Below are 17,597 nucleotides of genomic sequence, written 5' to 3'. Positions count from 1 at the left end.
GGCCGGAAACACGAGAGCCAGGGGAGAGGGAAGCGCGGGCATGGACGTCGCACTTTTCGTGGTCTACGTCGCGCTGATGTGCTTCCTGGTCGTGTTGATCTTCCGGCTCGTCATGGACTACGTCTTCCAGTTCGCCCGTTCATGGCAACCCGGCAAGGCGATGGTGGTCGTTCTGGAGGCCACCTACACTGTCACCGATCCACCGCTCAAGCTTCTGCGGCGGTTCATCCCGCCGCTGCGTCTCGGGGGCGTGGCACTCGACCTGTCCTTCTTCGTTCTGATGATCATCGTCTACATCCTGATCTCCATCGTCCGCGGAGTGGGGAACTCGATGTGAGCGATACGGTCCTGCCGACTGCCGACGACTACGTAGAGGTGAAGAAGAGATGCCGCTGACCCCCGAGGACGTGCGGAACAAGCAGTTCACGACCGTCCGCCTCCGAGAAGGCTATGACGAGGACGAGGTCGATGCCTTTCTCGACGAGGTCGAGGCCGAGCTGACCCGCCTGCTTCGCGAGAACGAGGACCTGCGCGCCAAGCTGGCCGCGGCGACCCGTGCGGCTGCGCAGAACCAGCAGCAGCAGGGCATGCGCAAACCGCCGGAGCCGCAGGACGGCCGCGGTCCGGGTGCGCCCGTCCCCGCTGCCATATCCGGTCCGCCGGTCCAGCAGCAGCCCCCGCAGATGGGTCCGCCCCAGCTGCCCGGTGGAGCGCCGCAGCTTCCGGCCGGTCCGAGCCACGGCGGCCCGCAGGGCCCCGGTCCGATGGGCCCCGGCCCGATGCAGGGCGGCCCCATGGGCGGTCCGATGGGTGGCCCCATGGGTCACGGCGGCCCGCAGGGTCCCGGCCCGATGGGTCAGGGTCCCGGCGGCGACAGCGCCGCGCGTGTCCTCTCGCTGGCCCAGCAGACCGCCGACCAGGCGATCGCCGAGGCCCGCTCCGAGGCCAACAAGATCGTCGGCGAGGCGCGCTCGCGCGCCGAGGGCCTGGAGCGCGACGCGCGCGCCAAGGCCGACGCCCTCGAGCGGGACGCCCAGGAGAAGCACCGCGTCGCGATGGGCTCCCTGGAGTCCGCGCGCGCGACGCTGGAGCGCAAGGTCGAGGACCTGCGGGGCTTCGAGCGCGAGTACCGCACGCGACTGAAGTCGTACCTGGAGAGCCAGCTGCGTCAGCTGGAGACCCAGTCCGACGACTCGCTGGCTCCGCCGCGCGCCCCGGCGGCCGCGTCGCTGCCGCCGTCCCCGGCGCCCTCCATGGCACCGGCCGGCGCGAGCGCGCCGTCCTACGGCGGCGGCCAGACGATGGGCGGCCACGGCGGTCCCTCGCAGGGCGGCCCGTCGTACGGCGGTCAGCAGCAGATGTCGCCGGCGATGACCCAGCCGATGGCACCGGTGCGGCCGCAGGCGCCGCAGCCGATGCAGCAGGCGCCGTCGCCGATGCGCGGCTTCCTGATCGACGAGGACGACAACTGACGGGGCTGCGCGCTGAGCGCGCGTAGCCGTCGGCAGACAGCGGGGCCGGGCCCGGAGTGCGCATGCACTCCGGGCCCGGCCTTTTGCTGTGCGCGGCCGGGTGCGGGGCCGCTGCGCGGGGCTTGTTCCCCTCCCCGCCTTCCTCCTACGGCCTGGCGGCCGTGGGAGGTTCCCCCATCCCGAACCGGGCTCCGCCCGGACCCCGCACCGCGTTGCGCACGGTGTCCTTGATCTCCCCGGCGCCCCGCAGGCGTGGGGGATCCCAGACGGGCTGACAACTCAGCCCCGCTGGGGCACTCCCTCAGACTCTGTCCGGGCATGGCCGTGCTCGGCCGCCAGGCCGTAGGGGGAGAGCGGGGCGCGGGGGCGGAGCCCCGCAACACCGCGCGCAGCGCTGTGCCGGGTCCTGGGGTCCCCCCCACGCCGCCAGGCGTTGGGGGAGGAGCCCGGTTCGGGAAAGGGCGGGAGGGAAAGCAGAGGGGCCCGGCAGCGTGCAGCTGCCGGGCCCCTCCGCTTCTGCGTGCGCGCGGACTACGCCTTGCGGAGGCGGAACGTCAGGGACAGGCCCTCGTCCGTGAACGGCGGCCCGTACGACCTGTCCGCCTCGCCCGTCGTGAAGTCCGTCGCCAGCACCTCGTCCGCGATCAGCGACGCATGGTCCGTGAGCGCCGACGTGACCTCGGGGTCATCGGAGGACCAGCGCAGCGCGATCCGGTCGGCCACGTCCAGGCCGCTGTTCTTGCGCGACTCCTGGATCAGACGGATCGCGTCGCGCGCCAGGCCCGCCCGCCGCAGCTCCGGCGTGATCTCCAGGTCCAGGGCGACCGTCGCACCGGAGTCGGAGGCCACCGACCAGCCCTCGCGCGGAGTCTCGGTGATGATGACCTCCTCGGGGGAGAGGGTGATCGTCTCGCCGTTCACCTCCAGCGTCGCCTCGCCGGAGCGCAGGGCCAGTGACAGAGCCGCCGCGTCCGCCGCGGCCACGGCCTTCGCCACGTCCTGGACGCCCTTGCCGAAACGCTTGCCCAGCGCCCGGAAGTTGGCCTTCGCGGTCGTGTCGACGAGCGAGCCGCCCACCTCGGAGAGGGAGGCGAGCGAGGAGACGTTCAGCTCCTCCGTGATCTGGGCCTGGAGCTCGTCCGAGAGCGCGGAGAAGCCGGACGCTGCCACCAGCGCACGCGACAGCGGCTGACGCGTCTTCACGCCGGACTCGGCGCGGGTCGCCCGGCCGAGCTCGACCAGGCGGCGCACCAGCGCCATCTGCGACGACAGCGTCGGGTCGATCGCTTCCAGGTCGGCCACCGGCCACGAGGACAGGTGCACCGACTCGGGGGCGTCCGGCGTCACCGGAACGACCAGGTCCTGCCACACCCGCTCCGTGATGAACGGCGTCAGCGGCGCCATCAGCCGCGTGACCGTCTCCACGACGTCGTGGAGGGTGCGCAGCGCCGCCGCGTCGCCCTGCCAGAAGCGGCGGCGTGAGCGGCGCACGTACCAGTTCGACAGGTCGTCGACGAACGCCGAGAGCAGCTTTCCGGCCCGCTGGGTGTCGTACGCCTCCATCGCCTGCGTGACCTGGTCCACCAGCGCGTGCAGCTCGGACAGCAGCCAGCGGTCGAGGACCGTGCGCTCGGCGGGCGCCGGGTCGGCCGCGGAGGGCGCCCAGTTCGACGTACGGGCGTACAGCGCCTGGAAGGCGACCGTGTTCCAGTACGTCAGCAGGGTCTTGCGGACGACCTCCTGGATCGTGCCGTGGCCCACGCGGCGGGCCGCCCACGGCGAGCCGCCGGCCGCCATGAACCAGCGCACCGCGTCGGCGCCGTGCTGGTCCATCAACGGGATCGGCTGCAGGATGTTGCCCAGGTGCTTGGACATCTTGCGGCCGTCCTCGGCGAGGATGTGGCCCAGGCACACCACGTTCTCGTACGACGACTTGTCGAAGACGAGCGTGCCGACCGCCATCAGCGTGTAGAACCACCCACGCGTCTGGTCGATCGCCTCCGAGATGAACTGCGCCGGGTAGCGCTTCTCGAAGATCTCCTTGTTCTTGTACGGGTAGCCCCACTGCGCGAACGGCATCGAACCCGAGTCGTACCAGGCGTCGATGACCTCCGGCACACGCGTCGCCGTGCCGGAGCACTGCGGGCAGGCGAAGGTGACGTCGTCGATGAAGGGACGGTGCGGATCCAGGCCGGACTGGTCGGTGCCCGTCAGCTCCGACAGCTCGGCGAGCGAGCCGACGCAGGTGAGGTGGTCGTCCTCGCAGCGCCAGATCGGCAGCGGGGTGCCCCAGTAGCGGTTGCGGGACAGCGCCCAGTCGATGTTGTTGTTCAGCCAGTCGCCGAACCGGCCCTGCTTCACCGAGTCCGGGAACCAGTTCGTCGCCTCGTTCTCCTCGAGGAGCCGGTCCTTGACGGCCGTCGTGCGGATGTACCAGGACGGCTGCGCGTAGTAGAGCAGCGCGGTGTGGCAGCGCCAGCAGTGCGGGTAGCTGTGCTCGTACGGGACGTGCCGGAACAGCAGACCGCGGTCGTCGAGGTCCTGGGTGAGCGCCTCGTCGGCCTTCTTGAAGAAGACGCCGCCGACGAGCGGCACGTCCTCCTCGAAGGTGCCGTCGGGGCGGACGGGGTTGACGACCGGCAGGCCGTACGCGCGGCAGACCTTGAGGTCGTCCTCACCGAACGCGGGGGACTGGTGGACCAGACCCGTACCGTCCTCGGTCGTCACATAGTCGGCGTTGACCACGAAGTGCGCCTCGGCCGGGAACTCGACGAGGGAGAAGGGCCGGTCGTACGTCCAGCGCTCCATCTCCGCGCCGGAGAACGTGGTGCCCGTGGCCTCCCACCCCTCCCCGAGCGCCTTCTCCAGCAGCGGCTCGGCGACGACCAGCTTCTCCTCGCCGTTCGTCGCGACGACGTAGGTGACCGACGGGTGCGCGGCGACTGCGGTGTTGGACACCAGCGTCCACGGCGTCGTCGTCCACACGAGGAGCGAGGCCTCGCCCGCGAGAGGGCCGGAGGTGAGCGGGAAGCGCACGAAGACGGACGGGTCGACGACCGTCTCGTAGCCCTGCGCCAGCTCGTGGTCCGACAGGCCGGTGCCGCAGCGCGGGCACCAGGGGGCGACGCGGTGGTCCTGCACCAGCAGGCCCTTGTCGAAGATCTCCTTCAGTGACCACCACACCGACTGGACGTAGTCCGGGTCCATCGTGCGGTACGCGTCGTCGAGGTCGACCCAGTAGCCCATGCGGGTCGTGAGCTCGGCGAACGCGTCCGTGTGCCGGGTCACCGACTCACGGCACTTGGCGTTGAACTCGGCGATCCCGTACGCCTCGATGTCCTTCTTGCCGGAGAAACCGAGCTCCTTCTCCACGGCGAGCTCGACCGGCAGACCGTGGCAGTCCCAGCCGGCCTTGCGGGCCACGTGGTAGCCGCGCATGGTGCGGAAGCGGGGGAAGACGTCCTTGAAGACGCGGGCCTCGATGTGGTGCGCGCCGGGCATGCCGTTCGCCGTGGGCGGGCCCTCGTAGAACACCCACTCCGGGCGGCCCTCGGACTGGTCAAGGCTCTTCGCGAAGATCTTGCTCTCGCGCCAGAAGTCGAGCACGGCGTGCTCAAGCGCGGGCAGGTCTACCTGAGCGGGCACCTGGCGGTACTGCGGCGGTGTCATCGGCGGTCTCCTCCGGCGGACTGCTTCTCGTTCCGTCGGAGGGACGAGAGCGCCGATGCTGGCGCGGCTCCCGCGGTACCACCCTCCTTGGCCCGGGCGGGTGTGCCCCGGGCCCCCTCATTGGGGTCGCGATGCCGGGTCTACTGGCCGCGGGGCGTCCGTGGCTTTCTTCCGGCGGCTCCGGGGTGATGCTTCACCTCGCGCTGGCCCCCGGGCTCTCACCGTCCCCGGGTCGCTCATGGCTGCTCGCGACGCTACTCGTCCCCATCCATGCCTTTCGCTGCGCCCAGTGTACGGGCCCCGCTGAGGGGCGGCCGACCGGTTTTCGGCGGCCGTCACCGGGCCGCGGGGGTTGAGCCGAATGCCATACGGCGGCCGACGAGGTGCACGGACGCCGTTCGCGGCGGATTACGGGGCGGGGAGCTGGGCACAACGGAGGCAGGCCCGGCTCCTCGCAGCCCGGGGCGGGCCGAACCGGCGGCGTGCCCCGTTGCCGCGGGGCTGGTGTCGATTTATCGTCCCAGCACGATTCGCGAGCAAGATCACAAAATGTGAAGGGGCCGCGGTGATGGTGGCGAAGAAGACCGCCGAGAAGACGGCGTCAGCACGTTCCGCCGCCATGCCGGAGCGAGCGTCGCAGGAGTCCGTGCCGTCCGGGACCGTGTCCCGGAAGTCCACGCCGGAGCAGTCGGGGAAAGCGCACACGAAGAAGGCGTCGGCCCGCAGGACCACGGCGGAGCAGGGGCCGGACGGCAAGGCGAAGAAGCCCCCGGCGTCGAAGACGCTCCCGGACGTTCCCCCTCAGGAGAACGCCCCGCCCACGAAGAAGGCGTCCGCCTCCGGCCGCAAGGCGGCTCAGAGCAAGGCGCCGACGGCAGAACCCCACCCCGCGACGACGGCCGGGAAGCCTGCGCGGAAGCGCTCGGCGTCCGCCGCCAAGAAGGCTGCCGCGGTGGGGAAGGCCGCGGGCAGAAAGACGGTGGCGGGCAGGAAGACCGTCGGCAAGAAGACGGCGACCGCCAAGAAGGCGGGCGCGAAGCAGGCCGCGAGCGCGGCCGAGCGGGCGGCCGAGGCCGCGGAACAGACAGGAGCCAGGACGGTGGGAGCGAAGAAGACCGCAGCCGGGAGCGCGGTGGCGGTGCCCACGGCCCGTACGGCGGCGGCGACGCCTCCGGGCGAGCTGGCGGTACGGCCCGGCGAGGATCCATGGACCCCCGAGGAGGTCGCCGAGGCCAGGGCGGAGCTGGCGGGTGAGTCGGCCCGCCTCACCGCCGAGATCACCTCCTCGGAGACGGCGCTCGTCGGACTCATGCGCGACTCCGGCGACGGCGCGGGCGACGACGAGGCGGACACCGGTACGAAGAACATCACCCGCGAGCACGAGATGGCCCTGGCCGCGAACGCCCGGGAGATGCTGGAGCAGACCGAGCGGGCGCTGCAGCGGCTGGACGCCGGGACCTACGGCCTGTGCGAGAGCTGCGGCAACCCGATCGGCAAGGCCCGTATGCAGGCGTTCCCGCGCGCGACCCTGTGCGTGGAGTGCAAGCAGAAGCAGGAACGGCGGGGCTGACGCCGGACGCGTGTGCCGTACCCTCGTGCCTAGGGGCTGTCCGGTGGATCTTTGCCGGGGCCACGACGTCCGGCACGGTACCTCGCCGCGTTGTCGAAATGCCCGCACGGCTCCGCCGTCAGGGTGCTCCGGCGGCACGCGATGCGTTCCCCCGGGCTCTTCGGGCCCGGGGACCCATGCACCCGACGGCGCTTCCCGTCCGGGCCGCCGGACGGTCCCCTTGTCAGGCACCTAGGTTGAGGGACTCACGTGGCAGAGGCGGAGCGCATCATCGGTACGCCAGACGTTGACGACGAGGCGGCTGCGCCCGCCGAGCAGCCCAAGGGCAGGCACAGGGTTCTCGCGCTGTTCCTCGTGGCACTCGTCGCCTATCTGCTGGACCTGTTCAGCAAGATCATCGTGGTGGAGAAGCTGGAGCACCACGAGCCGATCGAGATCATCGGCGATCTGCTGAAGTTCGAGGCGGTACGCAATCCCGGCGCCGCCTTCGGCATGGGCGAGGCCTTCACCGTGATCTTCACGTTCATCGCGGCGACCGTGATCATCGTGATCGTCCGGCTGGCGCGAAAGCTGTACAGCCTGCCGTGGGCCATCGCGCTCGGCCTGCTGCTGGGCGGTGCGCTCGGCAATCTCACCGACCGGATCTTCCGGTCGCCCGGTGTCTTCGAGGGCGCGGTCGTGGACTTCATCGCGCCCGCGCACTTCGCCGTCTTCAACCTCGCCGACTCGGCGATCGTCTGCGGCGGTGTCCTGATCGTGCTGCTGTCGTTCAAGGGCCTCGACCCCGACGGGACGGTCCACAAGGACTGACAAGGCATACTCGACGGGTGAGTACCCTTCCCGAGATCCGCACCCTGCCCGTACCCGACGGTCTGGAGGGCGAGCGCGTCGACGCCGCCATCTCCCGCATGTTCGGGTTCTCCCGCACGAAGGCGGCCGAACTGGCCGCCGCCGGGAAGGTGCAGGTCGACGGCTCGGTCGTCGGCAAGTCCGAGCGCGTGCAAGGCGGCGCGTGGCTCGAGGTCGAGATGCCGCAGGCACCCGCGCCGGTACAGGTCGTGGCCGAGCCCGTCGAGGGCATGGAGATCGTGCACGACGACGACGACATCGTCGTCATCGTGAAGCCGGTCGGCGTGGCCGCGCACCCGAGTCCCGGCTGGACCGGGACCACGGTGATCGGCGGGCTCGCTGCCGCCGGCTACCGCATCTCCACCTCCGGCGCCGCCGAGCGACAGGGCATCGTGCACCGGCTCGACGTCGGCACCTCCGGACTCATGGTGGTCGCCAAGTCGGAGCGGGCGTACACCCTGCTGAAGCAGCAGTTCCGGGAGCGCACGGTCGACAAGCGCTACCACGCGCTGGTGCAGGGCCACCCCGACCCGCTGAGCGGCACCATCGACGCCCCCATCGGCCGCCACCCCACCCTCGACTACAAGTGGGCCGTGACGGCCGAGGGCAAGCCGTCGGTGACGCACTACGACCTCATCGAGGCGTTCCGGGCGGCGTCGCTGCTGGACATCAAGCTGGAGACGGGGCGCACGCACCAGATCCGGGTGCACATGGCGGCGCACCGCCACCCCTGCGTGGGCGACCTGACGTACGGCGCCGACCCCACGATGGCCAAGCGGCTCGGGCTGACCCGTCAGTGGCTGCACGCCGTGCGGCTCGGCTTCGAGCACCCCTCGGACGGGTCGTGGGTCGAGTTCGCGAGCGACTACCCGGACGATCTGCAGCAGGCTCTGGACAAGATCGCGGCGGAGAGCGCATGAGCGGATACACCGTGCGCCTCGCGATCGGCACCGCCGACCGCGAGGCATGCTTCGCGGTCCGCAAAGAGGTCTTCGTCGCCGAGCAGCAGGTGCCCGAGGACATCGAGTACGACGCGTACGACGCCGAGGACGCGGAGACGATCCATGTCCTCGCCGTCGGCGACGACGGCGTGCCGCTGGGCACCGGGCGGCTGCTGCACGGCCCGGCCGCGGCCGGGAAGACCGGCGGCGACCTCACGGTCGGCTCGCTCGGACGCCTCGCCGTGAGCAGGCACGCGCGCGGGCTCGGCGTGGGTGTGGCGCTGGTGCACGCCATCGAGGGCGCGGCCCGCGGACGGGGGCTCGCCGCCGTCGATCTGCACGCACAGACGCATGCGCTCGGCTTCTACGAGCGGCTCGGGTACGAGGCGTACGGCGAGGAGTTCCTCGACGCGGGTATCCCGCACCGGTCCATGCGGCGCCACCTGCACGCCTGAACGGGTCCGGCCCGCGGTGTCGGACGGCTTCGCGGAGCCTGCGTGGCAGGGTTGAGACCTTGATCCTCGGGGTTTCGAGCTGCCGGAGGGCGCATCGTGGACCAATTGGCGCTGCTGTTCGTCCTGTTGTTCGGCGCGGTGGTGACCGTGCCGCTCGGGCAGCGGCTCGGGCTGCCGGCGCCGGTACTGATGACCCTCGTCGGGATCGTGCTGGCGTTCCTGCCGTTCGTGCCGAGCGTCGACGTGCCGCCCGAACTCATCCTCCCGCTGCTCCTTCCGCCCCTGCTGTACGCGGCCGTGCAGCGCACCTCCTGGCGGCAGTTCGCCGCCAACGCCCGGCCGATCCTGCTGCTCGCCGTCGCGCTCGTGTTCGTCACGACCGCGGCGGTCGCCGCCGTCGCCCACGCGGTCGTGCCGGGTCTGCCGATCGCCGCCGCCGTCGCCCTCGGGGCGCTGATCGCCCCGCCCGACCCGGTCGCGGCCACCGCGGTCGCCGGTTCGCTGGGACTGCCCCGCCGACTGGTGTCGATCATGGAGGGGGAGGGGCTGTTCAACGACGTCACGGCCATCGTGCTGTACCACGTGGCGATCGCGGCGGCTGTCAGCGGAGAGTTCTCCTGGGGTGCCGCGGCAGGGGAGCTGGTGCTGTCCGCCGTCGTCGCCGTGGCGGTCGGGCTGGCACTCGGCTGGCTGTCCAACAAGCTGATGAGCCTGCTCGGTGACGCGACCCTGCAGGTCGGTCTCTCGCTGATGGTGCCGTTCGTCAGCTACGTACTGGCGGAGGAGCTGCTCGGGTCCGGCGTCCTCGCCGTGCTCACCACGGCCCTGTTCCTCGCCGAGCACACCGCGGACGCCGACGACGTGATGGGCCGCCTGGCGGGGAACACCTTCTGGGAGATCGTCGACATCCTCGTCACCGGAGTGGCCTTCGGGCTCATCGGGCTGGAGCTCCACCACGTCTTCGACACCGCCGAGGGCCGGCTGGGGGAGCTGCTCGGCTGGAGCGCGGTGGTCATCGCCGTCGTCGTCGGCGTACGGCTGCTGTGGCTGCTGCCCGCCGCCTGGCTCGCCAAGCGGATGCACACCCGGCGCGACTACGACGAGGACATCCCCACCGGCTGGCGGGAGACGATCGTGATGTGGTGGTCCGGGATGCGGGGCGTGGCATCGGTCGCGCTGGCTCTCGCGGTTCCGCTGCGGACGGACGCCGGAGAGGACTTCCCCGGCCGGGACGTGATCATCTTCATCGCCTTCGCCGTCGTCATGGCGACCCTCGTCTGCCAGGGCCTGACCCTGCCGTGGCTGGTACGGCGCCTCGGCGTACGGGCCGACACCGATGCCGAACGGGAGCTGGAGCGCAGCCTCGCGCTCCGCGCGGCGAAGGCGGCCAAGGCGCGGCTCAAGGAGATCGAGGCGGTCGAGGAGCTCCCGGAGGAGGTCGGCGAGCGGCTGCTGCGCGGCGCGTTCGACATCGGGGCGCGTATCAGCCCCGACATCGTCGACGACGAGCGGCGCGAGTGGTTCGCCAAGCGCGCCCAACGGCAGAAGGCGGTGCAACGCATCCAGCGGGAGATGATGTCGGCTGCACGCCACGAGGTCCTCTCGGCGCGCAACGAGCCCGGTGCGAACCCGGAGATCGTGGACCGGGTACTGCGGCATCTGGATGTGCGCAGCATGCGGTGAGCGCCCGTGGTCTCAGCGCACGGTCACTCGCACCGACAGCAGTGTCGAGCGGTCGGTCCGTCCGGACGCACTGACCGTGGTGGCCTCGGGCCAGGACAGCTTCGGCAGCAGCACCGCCTCCAGCTCGTGGGCGCACTCGGGGGCAGGTGGCTCGTAGAACAGCGCAAACGTGCCACCCGGCGCCAGCAGCCGCTGCACCAGGGCCAGTTCACGGTCGGCGGCGGTCGTCCAGAAGACGTTGACGTTCACCGCGAAGATCTTGTCGAAGTGCCGGCCGTCGGGGTTCAGCTCGGCCAGCGCGACATGCCGGACCGTGGCACGCCCGGCCGTGAGATGGGCGTCGTTGCGCCGCCGGGCCGCGTCGACCGCCGTGGCCGAGCGGTCGATCGCCGTGACGGTGCCGGTGCTCAACTGCTGGGCGACCATGTCCACGGCGACGCCGGAGCCGCAGCCGATCTCCAGGACGCGGTCGCCGGGCCGGATGCCCAGTTGCTCCACGGCCCAGACCAGTCGCTGCGGCACGGAGGTCACCTTCCCAGGGTAGGCCGGGCGGAGGCACCACCGGAGGCGTCAGCCGCGGCCCGTGCGCGGCGGGGGCTCCTGCGACGGCAGCTCGGCGGCCGGGACGTACGCCTCAGGGGCGGCGGCAGGAGTGGGCCACTGGCCGGACGGCGGCAGGGACGCCGCCGACGTCGCTATCCGCGGCAGCGCGTACGGATGCTTCTCGCACAGCCAGGCGACCATCTGCTCGCGGATCGTGCACCGCGCCGTCCAGATGTCGTCCGCGTCCTTCGCGGTCACCACCGCCCGCACCTCGATCGTGCTCGGCGTGGTGTCCGTGACCGCGAGGCTCCAGTCGCGGCGGTCCCACGCGGGGCAGTCCTCCAGCATCTCGCGCAGCTTCTCCCGCATCAGCGCCACGGGCGCCGAGTGGTCCAGGTGGAAGAAGACCGTGCCCGTCATCTGAGCACCGCCGCGGGACCAGTTCTCGAACGGCTTGGAGGTGAAATACGACACGGGCATCGTGATGCGCCGCTCGTCCCAGGTCCGTACGGCGAGGAAGGTGAGCGTCACCTCCTCGACCACCCCCCACTCGCCGTCCACCACGACGGTGTCGCCGATGCGCACCATGTCGCCGAACGCGATCTGGAACCCGGCGAAGAGATTGCCGAGGGTGGACTGCGCCGCCACACCCGCGACGATGCCGATGATGCCCGCCGACGCCAGCATCGATGCGCCGATCTTCTCCATGCCGGGGAAGGTCAGCAACATCGCGGCGAGCGCCACGACCGCGGCGACGGCGGTGACGATCCGCATGATCAGCGTGACCTGGGTGCGCACCCGCCGGACGCGCGCGGGGTCCCGGGTCGAGGACGCGTAGCGGGCATAGGTCGACTCCACAGCAGCGGAGACGATGCGAACGACCAGCCAGGCGCTCGCGCCGATCAGCACGAGCGACAGGACGTGGCCGATGCCCGCCCCGTGCCGTGCGACGACGGACAGGTGCAGTTCGCCGTACGACGCCCGCATCAGCGCGCCGAGGAGCACGACCTGCAGCGGAAGCCGACAGCGGCGCAGCAGGCCCCACAGCGGGGTTTCCGGATGGCGGGCGTCCACGCGGCGCAGCAGCCGGTCGACGGCCCAGCCGACGAGCAGCGTCAGCACCACCGAGCCGCCGAGGACGGTCAACGGGCGCAATACGTTCTCCATGTCTCCCTACCGACTCCGTGGGGAAAGGCCCTTTCGAGGGCCGTGGGGCGGGCCCGGGAGACCGAACGCGGCTGGCAGGATTGCCGGATGAACATCATCCTTTTCCACTCCACCTTCGGTCTCCGGCCTGCCGTGCATGCCGCTGCCGACCGGCTGCGGGCCGCCGGGCACGAGGTTCGCGTGCCCGACCTGTACGACGGGCAAACCGCGGAGACCGTCGAGGAGGCCCGGGACATCAGGGCCGGGATCGGGCACGAGGAACTGCTGCGCCGCGCGATCACGGCCGCGGCGCCGTACTCCGATGCGGGTCTGGTGTATGCCGGGTTCTCCCTCGGCGGCGCGATCGCCCAGAACCTCGCGCTCGGGGACGAGAAGGCACGCGGACTGCTGCTTCTGCACGGTACGTCCGACATCGCGCAGGGCACGACCGTGGACCAGCTGCCGGTGCAGCTGCACGTCGCGAGCCCCGACCCGTCGGAGCCCGACGACTGGCTGAACAGCTGGTACCTGCAGATGCAGCGGGCGGGCGCGGACGTGGAGATCCATCGCTACCCGGGCGCAGGCCACCTCTACACCGATCCCGGTCTGCCCGACTACGACGAGGAGGCGGCCGAGCGGACCTGGCGGGTCGCACTCGGATTCCTCGACACGCTGTAGCCCCCCGCCCCGGCGGATCAGGGCCGGGTGCAGCGTCCCGTGGGGCTGCTCGCCGGAGGCCGGCACTGCAGGCCGTAGTCCGCCGCGCTCGCGCTCAAGTAGCGGCCCATGCAGGCGTTCGGAGTGGTCCGGCCCCGCTCCGCGCAGAAGTCCAGTGCGGCCCTGCCGTCGGTGAACGGGCCTGGCGCGTAGATGACCCAGAAGCCCGGCCGCAGCGAGGCGTAGTCGTCGCTGCGGACGAACTGGGCCTCGGGGACCGTCTCGCGGACCCTCGCGAGCCGCAGGTCGCGCTCGGCGGTCCCGGAACCGACCGGCTCGGAGAACAGTTGGGCGATCCACCGCCCGGCGGGCGGTGCGGTACTCGGACTCTCCGACGGGGACGGTGTGGGAGTGGGAGTGGGCGACGGGGTGGGTGACGGCGACGGGCTCGGGCTCGCGGAAGTGCGCGTCGCGGACGGCGTCGCCGGGGACGAACTGCCCTTGCCCTCGGTCGTACCGCCCGAGGTGTCCGTCCCTCCCTCGCGGAGCGCCAGCACCAGCGCGGTCGCGGCGGTGATCGCGACCGCCACCGCGATGACGGCGACGACGACGGGGGTGCGGCTGCCGCGCCGGGCCGGCGGCGGAACGGTGGGCTGGGGCTGCGGAACCGTCGGCCGCGGGCTGTCCAACTGCGTGGGCACCGGCGGGAAGTGGGCGGGCGGCGCCGTCCTCGTCATCGTCGGCTGCGCCCATGGCGGGGCGGCGCCCGACTCCACGTGGGCGAGCATCGCGTCCAGACGGGCGGCGTCGGGACGGCCTGCCGGATCACGCACCAGCAGCGCCTGCAGGACGGGGGTCAGCGCCCCCGAACGGACCGGTGGCGGCACCTCCTCGTCGAGCACGGCCGCCAGCGTGGCCAGGGTTGTTCCCCGGCGCAGCGGACTCACCCCCTCCACGCACACGTAGAGGACCAGCCCGAGGGACCACAGGTCGGATGCGGGGTCGTCATCACGGCCCCGAATGCGTTCCGGCGCCATGTACTCGGGGGAGCCGACGAGTTCACCGGTCGCGGTGAGAGAGCTGGAACCCTGCAGCGCGGCGATGCCGAAGTCGGTGAGCACCGCGGTGCCGTCGGTCCGCAGCAGTACGTTGGCGGGCTTCACGTCCCGGTGCTGGATACCGGCCGCGTGCGCCGCGCGCAGCGCCGAGAGCACCTGCCGGCCGGTGCGTGCCGCCTCGGCCGGCGTCAGCGGTCCCCTCTCGAGCCGGTCCTGGAGGTTCGTGCCCTCGACCAGTTCCATGACGATCCACGGATGCGGATCGCTGTCCACGATGTGGTGGACCGTGACGACATGCTGGTGACTGAGCCGCGCGAGCGCCCGGGCCTCGCGGAGAACACGCTCGCGCACGGCGCCGGACGCACCCGCGTCGGACCTGACCGCCTTCAGGGCGACTTCGCGGTGGAGCACGGTGTCGCGGGCCCGCCACACCGTGCCCATTCCTCCGCTGCCGAGCCTCTCGATCAGCTCGAAACGCTCGTCGACCAGGTCCCCCGGCGCATTCATGGCGCCAGGTTAGAGCAACCGGATCGGTCAGCCCGCCCGGTATGCGGTCCAGTGGTCCTTCATGCGCTGCACCTGGCCCGCGCTGAACTGGTACATGCAGGCGTCGTAGGTGTAGTCCATGAAGTTGTGGATCGGGTCCACACCGGTCTTGTTGGTGCAGGTGTCGCGGCCGGTCGGGCAGGCGTACGCGGCGCTCTTCTCGGCGGGGGTGTCGGCCACGTAGTCGCCGTTGCCGTTACAGCCGCCCTGGAAGGTGTGGTACAGCCCCATCCAGTGGCCGACCTCGTGGGTGGCAGTGTCGCCCTCGTCGTAGTTGGTGGCCGAACCGCCGGGCAGCGAGGCGTCGAGCACGACGACTCCGTCCATGGACGGGCTCGACTTGTACGAGGACGGGAAGGTCGCCCAGCCGAGCAGTCCGCCCCCGAGGTTGGCCGTGTAGAAGTTGAGCGCGCCCGCGCCGCCCTTGCGCAGGGTGGACTTCATCTGCTTCTCGGCGGTCGAACCGGAGGACAGGTTGTACCAGGAGGCGTTGTCCGTGTAGTCGGTGCCGGCCAGCGTGAACTGGAAGCCGGAGTCGGTGTTTCCGGTGCCGTGGCCCGCGTAGGCGGCGTTGAGGACGGCGAGCTGGTTGTTGATCTGGGTGGCGGTGAGCTTGCCGGTCGAGCCGCTGTGGATGACGTGGAAGTAGACCGGGATGCTGGTCGCGGCGGCCGCCGAGAAGCCGCGGGCGCTCGTACGCGCCGATTCCAGTCTCTTCTTCAGGTCGGTGTCCATGGCCTTCGCCTTGGCCTCGGTGACCTCGTTGGGTTCGTGGGCGTGGCCGGCGCCGGGGCGGGTCTCCCGGGCGGAGGCACTCGCGGGCGCCTCCTCGGCGCACTTGTCGGCGGATGAGGCCGCAGAGACCGCGGACTTGGGGGCGGCAACGCTGCCGGGGGCGGAGAACGGAGCGATGGCCAGGGTTCCGGCCATGATCGCCGTACCGACTGCACGGTGGGGCAGACGGGGGGATATACGGGCAAGAGCTCGCATTGACGTCTCCTCGCGGGGGGTTGGGGAGGGGCCTTCTTGGCCACCGCGGGGAGATTACGGGTGCATGTCAGATCTTGATGAGGATCGATCAAGCCCATTCGTTCATGAAGTAATTACGGACATCGGGGAGAAAATTTTTGGCCATGTCCAGCACGTGAGATCTGCACGTAACGGATGGCATGCCAACGGCGGGTGGTGTGTCCGCATTCGTGCTGCGGAACACGCCACCCGCCGTAGTGATGTGATCTTCCGTTAACAGTTCGACAGTTGGCCGAAAAGTGCCCCTCGCTGCCGGCTAGCGCACCGGCTGATTCACGCGCTCGACCTTCTGCGTTCCGCTCAACGTGCGGTAGGAGCGGGACCAGGCGGACGTTGCGTCCTGCTTCGTCCGGTCCGAGACGGTGTAGTAGTCCATCTGTGTGCGCTCGGCGGTGACGTCGAGGACGCCGTAGCCGTGCCCGTCCATGTCCACCCACTTCACATGGCGGTTGGCCGCGCGCACCGCGGCCTGGGCGACCAGTGAGACCGAGCCGGGGGCGACATGGAGGATGTCGTCGAGATTGTCGGAGGTCACCGACGTCACCACGAACTCGGTCGCCGCGGACTGCGACAGCGGGTACGTCGCGGCCTTCACGGGAACGTCGTTCGCCCAGGCCATGTGGATGTCACCGGTGAGGAAGACCGTGTTGTCGATGCCGCGCTGCGTCAGATGGGCGAGCAGTTCCTTGCGGTCGTCCGTGTAGCCGTCCCACTGGTCGACGTTGATGGCCAGCCCGCCCGTGGGCAGTCCCAGCAACTCGGCCAGCGGTCCGAGCAGATGGGCGGGCAGGGAGCCGAAGGCGACCGGCGAGATCATGACCGAGGTGCCGACCAGCTTCCAGGACGCGTCGGAGGCCGCGAGCCCCGCCTTCAGCCAGTCCAGTTGGGCGCGGCCGGTGAGCGTGCGCTCCGGGTCGTCGACGTCGCCGTTGCCTATGCCGGACTGCTGCGAGCGGAACGAGCGCAGATCGAGCAGGTGCAGATCGGCCAGCCTGCCGAACCGCAGCCTGCGGTACACGGTGCCCTCGGTCGACGCCCGCACCGGCATCCACTCGAAGTAGGCCTGCTTGGCCGCCGCGACGCGGGCCGCCCATTCGCCCTCGGCGCCCGGGGTGTGGTTCTCGGCGCCGCCCGCCCAGGTGTCGTTGGCGAACTCGTGGTCGTCCCAGATGGCGATGACCGGGTGCGCGGCGTGCAGCGCCTGCAGATCGGCGTCCGTCTTGTACGTGGCATGCCGGATGCGGTAGTCGGCGAGGCTGACGATCTCGTGCCTCGGCTCGTGCTGCCGTACGACGTACTCCGGGGCCGGATAGCTGCCGGTGGCGTACTCGTAGACGTAGTCGCCGAGATGCAGGATCGCGTCGAGGTCGGCACGCGCCGCGAGATGGCGGTACGCGGAGAACCAGCCGGCCTCCCAGTTGGCGCAGGAGACGACACCGAAGCGCACACCCGGGGTCGCGGCGTCGGAGGCCGGTGCGGTGCGGGTGCGGCCGACCGGGGAGACGGTGGCGCCGGCCGTGAAGCGGAAGTAGTAGACGCTCGCCGGACGCAGGCCCCGGACGTCCACCTTCACGGTGTGGTCGGTGGCGGCCCGCGATGTTGCGATGCCCTTCGCGACGACCCGGCCGAAGCCCTTGTCCTCCGAGACCTCCCAACTCACCCCGGTGTCCGCCCCCTTGCCGGATCCGGGGACGGCATCGGCGCTCGGCGTGACACGGGTCCACAGGAGAACGCCGTCGGGCAGCGGGTCGCCGGACGCGACACCGTGCAGGAAGGAGGGGGCCTGGTCCGCGGCGCTGGCGGAGGAGGCGGCGGCCGCGACGACAGGTGCGGCGACAGCAGTGGCGGCGGCGGCCTTGACGACCGTGCGGCGACTGGGAGTTGAGGAGGAAAATCGACTGGTCACGGCCGATCAGACTACTGATCGGTAGCACGAATGGGTGAGCGAACGCAGAAAGTTCGCCCACCCATCCCGAACG

Annotated in this window: 14 protein-coding genes; 8 read left to right on the top strand and 6 right to left on the bottom strand. The window is 71.0% G+C overall.

What is annotated here, in order from left to right; genetic code table 11:
- Window positions 1-40: 40 nt before the first annotated feature.
- Both AC067Z_RS01460 and AC067Z_RS01455 read left to right on the top strand, forming a co-directional pair.
- Window positions 41-337, top strand: a complete 297-nt coding sequence (locus AC067Z_RS01460; RefSeq protein ID WP_478787355.1) for a YggT family protein — start codon at window positions 41-43, stop codon at window positions 335-337.
- Between the two features lie 49 nt (window positions 338-386).
- On the top strand, window positions 387-1,472 hold the full coding sequence (locus AC067Z_RS01455; protein WP_478787354.1) for a DivIVA domain-containing protein: 1,086 nt from the start codon (window positions 387-389) through the stop codon (window positions 1,470-1,472).
- A 531-nt stretch (window positions 1,473-2,003) separates the two neighbouring features.
- On the opposite strand, the gene ileS is transcribed toward AC067Z_RS01455, so the two are convergent.
- Window positions 2,004-5,141 (bottom strand): isoleucine--tRNA ligase, encoded by a 3,138-nt coding sequence (gene ileS, locus AC067Z_RS01450; RefSeq protein WP_478787353.1) that lies wholly within the window; start codon window positions 5,139-5,141, stop codon window positions 2,004-2,006.
- Between the two features lie 568 nt (window positions 5,142-5,709).
- Between ileS and AC067Z_RS01445 the strand changes: the two genes are divergently transcribed.
- From AC067Z_RS01445 to AC067Z_RS01425, 5 genes are all read left to right on the top strand, one after another.
- Window positions 5,710-6,711, top strand: coding sequence for a TraR/DksA family transcriptional regulator (locus AC067Z_RS01445; RefSeq protein ID WP_478787352.1), 1,002 nt, complete (start codon window positions 5,710-5,712; stop codon window positions 6,709-6,711).
- 249 nt (window positions 6,712-6,960) lie between these two features.
- The gene (gene lspA, locus AC067Z_RS01440) at window positions 6,961-7,521 is read left to right on the top strand and encodes a signal peptidase II (protein WP_478787351.1); all 561 of its coding nucleotides are present in this window, start codon (window positions 6,961-6,963) and stop codon (window positions 7,519-7,521) included.
- Window positions 7,522-7,538: 17 nt separating this feature from the next.
- Window positions 7,539-8,480, top strand: a complete 942-nt coding sequence (locus tag AC067Z_RS01435) for an RluA family pseudouridine synthase (protein ID WP_478787350.1) — start codon at window positions 7,539-7,541, stop codon at window positions 8,478-8,480.
- On the top strand, window positions 8,477-8,956 hold the full coding sequence (locus AC067Z_RS01430; RefSeq protein ID WP_478787349.1) for a GNAT family N-acetyltransferase: 480 nt from the start codon (window positions 8,477-8,479) through the stop codon (window positions 8,954-8,956). Before AC067Z_RS01435 ends, AC067Z_RS01430 begins: the two co-directional genes overlap by 4 nt.
- 96 nt (window positions 8,957-9,052) lie before the next feature.
- Complete coding sequence (locus AC067Z_RS01425; RefSeq protein ID WP_478787348.1) at window positions 9,053-10,639, top strand: Na+/H+ antiporter; 1,587 nt, start codon at window positions 9,053-9,055, stop codon at window positions 10,637-10,639.
- A gap of 12 nt (window positions 10,640-10,651) precedes the next feature.
- On the opposite strand, the gene AC067Z_RS01420 is transcribed toward AC067Z_RS01425, so the two are convergent.
- On the bottom strand, window positions 10,652-11,170 hold the full coding sequence (locus tag AC067Z_RS01420; RefSeq protein ID WP_478787347.1) for an SAM-dependent methyltransferase: 519 nt from the start codon (window positions 11,168-11,170) through the stop codon (window positions 10,652-10,654).
- Window positions 11,171-11,209: 39 nt separating this feature from the next.
- Window positions 11,210-12,349 carry a mechanosensitive ion channel family protein gene (locus tag AC067Z_RS01415; RefSeq protein ID WP_478787346.1) on the bottom strand — a complete coding sequence of 380 codons (1,140 nt, stop codon included), beginning with the start codon at window positions 12,347-12,349 and terminating at the stop codon, window positions 11,210-11,212.
- 87 nt (window positions 12,350-12,436) lie between these two features.
- On the opposite strand from AC067Z_RS01415, the gene AC067Z_RS01410 reads away from it, so the two are divergent.
- Window positions 12,437-13,006, top strand: a complete 570-nt coding sequence (locus AC067Z_RS01410; RefSeq protein WP_478787345.1) for a dienelactone hydrolase family protein — start codon at window positions 12,437-12,439, stop codon at window positions 13,004-13,006.
- Window positions 13,007-13,023: 17 nt separating this feature from the next.
- Here the strand turns inward: AC067Z_RS01410 and AC067Z_RS01405 are convergent, their stop codons facing one another.
- From AC067Z_RS01405 to AC067Z_RS01395, 3 genes are all read right to left on the bottom strand, one after another.
- Window positions 13,024-14,550 carry a serine/threonine-protein kinase gene (locus tag AC067Z_RS01405; RefSeq protein WP_478787344.1) on the bottom strand — a complete coding sequence of 509 codons (1,527 nt, stop codon included), beginning with the start codon at window positions 14,548-14,550 and terminating at the stop codon, window positions 13,024-13,026.
- Window positions 14,551-14,577: 27 nt separating this feature from the next.
- A complete protein-coding gene (locus AC067Z_RS01400; protein WP_478787343.1) occupies window positions 14,578-15,579 on the bottom strand; it encodes a zinc metalloprotease in 1,002 nt (333 codons plus the stop codon).
- Window positions 15,580-15,874: 295 nt separating this feature from the next.
- Window positions 15,875-17,524, bottom strand: coding sequence for an alkaline phosphatase D family protein (locus AC067Z_RS01395; protein ID WP_478787342.1), 1,650 nt, complete (start codon window positions 17,522-17,524; stop codon window positions 15,875-15,877).
- Window positions 17,525-17,597 lie beyond the last annotated feature (73 nt).

The organism is Streptomyces sp. NPDC043812, assembly GCF_056436245.1.
Note: the sequence above shows the minus strand (reverse complement) of the source record. Positions and strands in the feature narration are given on the sequence as shown.

What these genes read in the sequence shown, in the direction of transcription:
- AC067Z_RS01405 (WP_478787344.1), bottom strand. Translation starts at nt 14,550, where the DNA reads ATGAATGCGCCGGGGGACCTGGTCGACGAGCGTTTCGAGCTGATCGAG.
- AC067Z_RS01410 (WP_478787345.1), top strand. Translation starts at nt 12,437, where the DNA reads ATGAACATCATCCTTTTCCACTCCACCTTCGGTCTCCGGCCTGCCGTG.
- AC067Z_RS01415 (WP_478787346.1), bottom strand. Translation starts at nt 12,349, where the DNA reads ATGGAGAACGTATTGCGCCCGTTGACCGTCCTCGGCGGCTCGGTGGTG.
- AC067Z_RS01460 (WP_478787355.1), top strand. Translation starts at nt 41, where the DNA reads ATGGACGTCGCACTTTTCGTGGTCTACGTCGCGCTGATGTGCTTCCTG.
- AC067Z_RS01455 (WP_478787354.1), top strand. Translation starts at nt 387, where the DNA reads ATGCCGCTGACCCCCGAGGACGTGCGGAACAAGCAGTTCACGACCGTC.
- ileS (WP_478787353.1), bottom strand. Translation starts at nt 5,141, where the DNA reads ATGACACCGCCGCAGTACCGCCAGGTGCCCGCTCAGGTAGACCTGCCC.
- AC067Z_RS01445 (WP_478787352.1), top strand. Translation starts at nt 5,710, where the DNA reads ATGGTGGCGAAGAAGACCGCCGAGAAGACGGCGTCAGCACGTTCCGCC.
- AC067Z_RS01400 (WP_478787343.1), bottom strand. Translation starts at nt 15,579, where the DNA reads ATGCGAGCTCTTGCCCGTATATCCCCCCGTCTGCCCCACCGTGCAGTC.
- AC067Z_RS01430 (WP_478787349.1), top strand. Translation starts at nt 8,477, where the DNA reads ATGAGCGGATACACCGTGCGCCTCGCGATCGGCACCGCCGACCGCGAG.